This window comes from Microcoleus sp., from assembly GCF_049646505.1.
Lineage (GTDB): Bacteria > Cyanobacteriota > Cyanobacteriia > Cyanobacteriales > Microcoleaceae > Microcoleus.
This window is the reverse complement of sequence record NZ_JBARVX010000186.1, coordinates 1-4998: the sequence shown is the minus strand read 5'-3', so window position 1 is coordinate 4998 and position 4998 is coordinate 1. Positions and strand designations below refer to the sequence as shown.

The window sequence follows — 4998 nt, the reverse complement described above, 5'->3', positions numbered from 1 at the left end:
GGCTAGGGGGGGTCGGAGACTATTGCATGATTTTAGAGAAAGGCTATAACTCTGTGTACCTATCCCAATAGAGATTGGTGACAACTTAGAAGTTATCACCAATGTTTAAGACTTACTAATACCAAATTCATAAAATAGCGCTACATATCTACCCCCCCCAACCCCCCCTTATAAAGGGGGGGAGTCAAACTTTCGGTAGTAGCATAACTTTATGAAATTGGTATAACGCAAATTGCTAGTCAAAAAACGCACTGAGCAAATTGGTTAAAGGCGACCAAACTAGCATCTAAACCAGCAATAGATTCGGGCCATTGCTGCCCATAATCGGCTCTTTGGGTAAATTCAACCAATTATCTGTGGTACCGAAATTGCCGATCGAGTTAGTGGAATTAATCCCGACGTCAGAGGAAGTTCCTGGGCTGGCCATCGCCATTCGGCCCAAGGAGTTGGTGAAATTGCTCATCCAATCCCCGTTCTGAATATCGGTACTGCCCTGCAAGCCAATCCCATTTTGCCCGACATTGCTAACTTGGTTGCTGGCACTGGCCGAAGCAAAGTTAGTAATTGGATCGTCGGAGACAAGGCTCGATGCAGTTAAGCTACTAGCCATCCGACCAGGACGATCATTGTCTATGATGCTCAAAACGGCGGTTCTTTGGGTTCCAATTGTCGCATTGCCTGTCGGGTTAACCAAACGTAAATTGATAGTTTCGGTAGGCTCCCCCCTCATGTCATCGATAATGGGAATATTGATGACTTGGGGTGTGTTGTCCCCAGCAGCAAAATTAACAGCGATCAAACCATTGATGTAGTCGCGCCCAGCTTCAGCAGTACCGTCGGTCAAGTTCACCCTCGCTGAGACTGCACCCGTAGTACGGCCAGTGCGCGTCACTGTCACTTCTGCAATCGGCGTTCCATCTTCGTTGACGCTGAAGAAAGGGTCACTAAATTCTATGGTGCTGTCATTGTCTACGATCGTCATAGTAGCGGTAGATAGGGCTCCAATCCTTGCACCGCCTGTCGGGTTTGCCAAGCTTAAATTGACAGTTTCGTTACGCTCCACCAAAGTGTCATCGACAACGGGAATTTCGATCGTCTTGGGTGTGTTGTCCCCAGCAGCAAAATTGACAGGGATGGCAGTATTGCCGTAATCATCAGGGGCTGTAGCACTACCATCGGCCAAATTCACCGTCGCTGAGACAGCAGCGGTGCGATTGCCAGTGCGATTGACAGTCACGGCTGCAACGGCGGTTCCATCTTCTCTGATTCTGAAGGTGGGGGCGCTAAATTGCAGGGTGCTGGTCGGGACAGGATCGTCATTGTCTATGATGTTCAAAGTGGCGTTACTTTGCGCTCCAAGCGTGGCACCTGTCGGGTTGGTCAAGCTTAAGTTGACGGTTTCCTGACTTTCCACCAAAGCGTCATCGACAATAGGAACGACGATCGTCTTTGTCGTTTCCCCAGCAGCAAAATTGACAGGGATGGGATTACCAGTGTAATCACCAGGGGCAATAGCACTACCATTGGTGAGGTTCACGGTAGCTGAGGCGGTGCCGGCGCTGCTACCTGTGCGATTGACAGTCACGGCTGCAACGGGCGTTCCATCTTCGTTGACGCTGAAGGTGGGGGCGCTAAACTGAAGGCTAACCGGATCATCTTTAGTGCCTTGATATTGAATGTTCCGCAGCAGGTAGTCGGAACTATCTGATTTGAAGGAGGTGGCGCTGTAGGCACCGGTGGGGCTATCGTAGGCTTTGGCTGAGAACCGCAGTTCGTCAAAACTAATGTTGCTGAGAGGGTTTGCTTCTATCTTGAATTGGAAACTGCCATCGGCGCGATCGCCCGTGAAAGTCACTCCATCTAAACCCACAGTAATCGGTTTTACGACTGCGGGAGAGTTTAGACGAGTAATCGTAAAATTGTTAGCCGGTACGAGAGTCCCATTATTAAAGATTTGCAGCAAACCAACTTCATTACCTTGATCGCCGAGTCCGGGGTTAGTTTTGGGACTCAATGCGCTGAGGTCGATCGTGGCGCTACTGATATTTTGGTCTTCTGCCCATTTCAGCTTCAGTACCTGAGATTGATTGGTGTTCGGATCGTGATTGATTTCCGCCCGATTTTTACTAGCGTCGGTGAACCAACCACTATAAGAGGATGGCACACCAATACCAGGGGTGCTGCCGTAACTCAACCAACTTTTAGGGTTTTCATTCGTTGGTAAAGTGAGATTGGCGATCGCTTGAGGATTGAGGTAATCTGTTTCCACGCCATCAAAAGCTACCCCAGACAGTTTAATGCCTTGATTTTGGGCAGCAGTAGGCCATTGTGTAATTAGGTCATTGACGTTGGTGAAATTATTGGTTTGACCCAAAGAACCATTGAAAGGAGTAGGCATAGCTTCTCTTTTGGTAGTAATTAAGGATTGGAAGTGACTGAAAATTTCAGCGTTGGGCTATAGTTCTCTGTCACGGTAAGAAACATTTCACGGTCAATAACTTCGATCCGGAAAAAAATCCGATATTTTTTTTATTCCTGGACGCACTCCGACAAACAAACCGCGTTTTTTACCTTATTTGCCGATAACAACGGGTATTTTCGTAAAAACCAGGTTTCTGGCGATGGGTGCGTAAGAAACCGGGTTTTTAAGCTTATTTATCTGTCACAACCTGTCTTTTTGCAAAAACCCGGTTTCCGACCACCTGTGCGTAAGTCCTAATTTTTTGAAGCCTCTAAACAGCGGGTTTTCCGCATCCGTAGAGGAGAGCTTAAATAATTGTCACAGTCCGTAAGTTTACTTAGAATAATTATCAAAATATGTGAAAGTGCAGTTGCGGGCCAGCAGCGGTGTTTTCTCTGCACCTTAAGGCTTTGAGGCGTTGCAGAGTAGAGTAATTAATTCAGGAGGGACAGGAAAATTCCTAAATTTGAGATGGTGAAGTAATACCATTTCTCTAAAATCATGCAATACTCTCCGACCCCCCCTAGCCCCCCCGCGAGCTCGGGGGGGGACAAGAATACTGTTGCATTATTTTTTGAAATTGGTATAACAATCCAATAGAGTGTTTCTACATTTACTCTGATTTAGAATGAACAGGTATTGTGGAATTTTGACCTCGTTACTCGCCGGAAATACAGCGTATTCCAGGTTTGTGATGTACACGCTCCTAACCGTTTTTTTACAGTTCTCGCATCATTAGTGATTCTGTTCTGTGAAACCGATTTCTCGCTCTCTACATCTACATGGAATGTGCTGTATTTCCGATCGATCTGTGATCGGTCAAAAAACTCAGAGATTTTCGTTAAAAAAATTGAGTTTCAAATGTTATTGCTGAAGCGATTGCTAGATATCTTAATGCTATGAATGATGAAAAGCCTGGGAAATAATTTTATTTTGATTGTCTCTTTTGAGAATTAGTTAGATAGTAAAGTTTTGTATAAGATTAGATCGCTAATAGCTGTCAGCTACTAATTCACTATCTCAAACAATAAATTATGTCGATCGATCTGTATTCACCGCACTCGATCGCCTATCCAAACAATTTACAGACAAAGACTAACCGCAGTATAACCGCTGGCCCGATCGCATTCGGCACGGCAAAATTAAACCGGGGCGATCGTCCGCCAGCTTCTATCATCCGTCATTTACCGGATGTGATTGCTTAAAAATTTTGAGCGCTATTGATTAGATTCCGGGCGTTTCTGGCGTTTTTGCTGCACAAACTGTTCCAAATCCGCGATCGCATCTTCAAAATCCGACAAATTAATTTTCGCAGGTTTAGCCTTCTTCGGCGGACTCGAAGGCTGAGGAGCAGACTTAGCTTGAGGAGGCGGAGACGGAGGCTGTGCCGCTTCAGTGTTGGCAGTTTCTATATAATCGAACAATTCATCCAAGGACTGAAAAAAAGATTGAGCCGAGGCCCGGCGTGAATCTTTGCGATCGTCGTCATCCATCATAAGCTACTCCATAGACTCTAAAACTTGCCGAGAAACTCCGCCCCCCGGCGCGTACAGATATTTAGACATCAAAACCCCAATCAGCTAAAACCCTTCATAAATTTCGCTTTTATCCGAGGCCAGATCCCCCTAAATCCCCCTTAAGAAGGGGGACTTTGACCGCCTCTTGTCCCCTGCTTCTTAAGGGGGAGTAGGGGGCAAGCTAAGGGGGGATCGGGCTTAAGAAGGGGAGTAGGGGTTGACTTCGATCGCCTCTTCCCGCTTTTTCAGGGGCTGCTAGGGGGGATCGGGGACTATAGGATCAAACACTAAACCCGCACTGCATTTGACGTGGTTGTTGACATCAACCGGCATTGTCAGCCCTCAAAGTCTATCTAACTTTACCCGCCCAGTCAGTGATTTGAAACTTGGGGCGCACCGAGATCGAAATCATTAACCCTAAAAAAATCTCATTTACTGTCTAATTAACCCTAGTCTAGTCGAGAATAAGGACACAGGACTTATGCAACTATTGCCGCTGTTCAAATGTTGCGATCGCAGCCTAAAGCTTAAAATAACTAACAGACGGTGTTTTTTGCTTGAGTTCTAAGATTTCAAAGGTATTAGGAGATTTTCAGGTGACTCAGGGATTTGATTACGATTTAGCAATTATCGGCGCTGGCGTGGGCGGACACGGCGCGGCCATACACGCGGTTAGCTGCGGGCTGAAAGTGGCAATTATCGAAGCGGGCGATATGGGCGGAACTTGCGTCAACCGCGGCTGCATTCCCTCCAAGGCGCTGCTGGCGGCTTCCGGGCGAGTGCGGGATTTGCGAAATGCCCACCACCTCAAGATGTTGGGTATTCAGTTGGGAAACGTGGATTTCGATCGAGGGGCGATCGCCAATCACGCTAACACTATTGTTAGCAAACTTCGCGGCGACTTAACCAACAGCCTCAAACGTTTGAACGTCGATATCATCCAAGGTTGGGGCAAAATTGCCGCCGCTCAAAAAATTACTGTCGAAACAGATAAAGGCGAGAAAACTATTACCGCCAAGG

General features: G+C 46.8%; 4 protein-coding genes. 2 read left to right on the top strand and 2 right to left on the bottom strand.

Annotated features, from left to right (window positions below; all coding sequences use genetic code 11):
* Positions 1-286: 286 nt before the first annotated feature.
* Complete coding sequence (locus tag WBA89_RS10330; RefSeq protein WP_424406205.1) at positions 287-2398, bottom strand: Calx-beta domain-containing protein; 2112 nt, start codon at positions 2396-2398, stop codon at positions 287-289.
* Positions 2399-3495: 1097 nt separating this feature from the next.
* On the opposite strand from WBA89_RS10330, the gene WBA89_RS10325 reads away from it, so the two are divergent.
* Positions 3496-3666 (top strand): hypothetical protein, encoded by a 171-nt coding sequence (locus WBA89_RS10325; RefSeq protein WP_424406204.1) that lies wholly within the window; start codon positions 3496-3498, stop codon positions 3664-3666.
* Between the two features lie 12 nt (positions 3667-3678).
* Here the strand turns inward: WBA89_RS10325 and WBA89_RS10320 are convergent, their stop codons facing one another.
* Positions 3679-3957 carry a hypothetical protein gene (locus tag WBA89_RS10320; RefSeq protein WP_424406203.1) on the bottom strand — a complete coding sequence of 93 codons (279 nt, stop codon included), beginning with the start codon at positions 3955-3957 and terminating at the stop codon, positions 3679-3681.
* A gap of 617 nt (positions 3958-4574) precedes the next feature.
* Between WBA89_RS10320 and WBA89_RS10315 the strand changes: the two genes are divergently transcribed.
* A partial coding sequence (locus tag WBA89_RS10315) for an FAD-dependent oxidoreductase (protein ID WP_424406202.1) occupies positions 4575-4998 on the top strand: 424 nt, incomplete at its 3' end.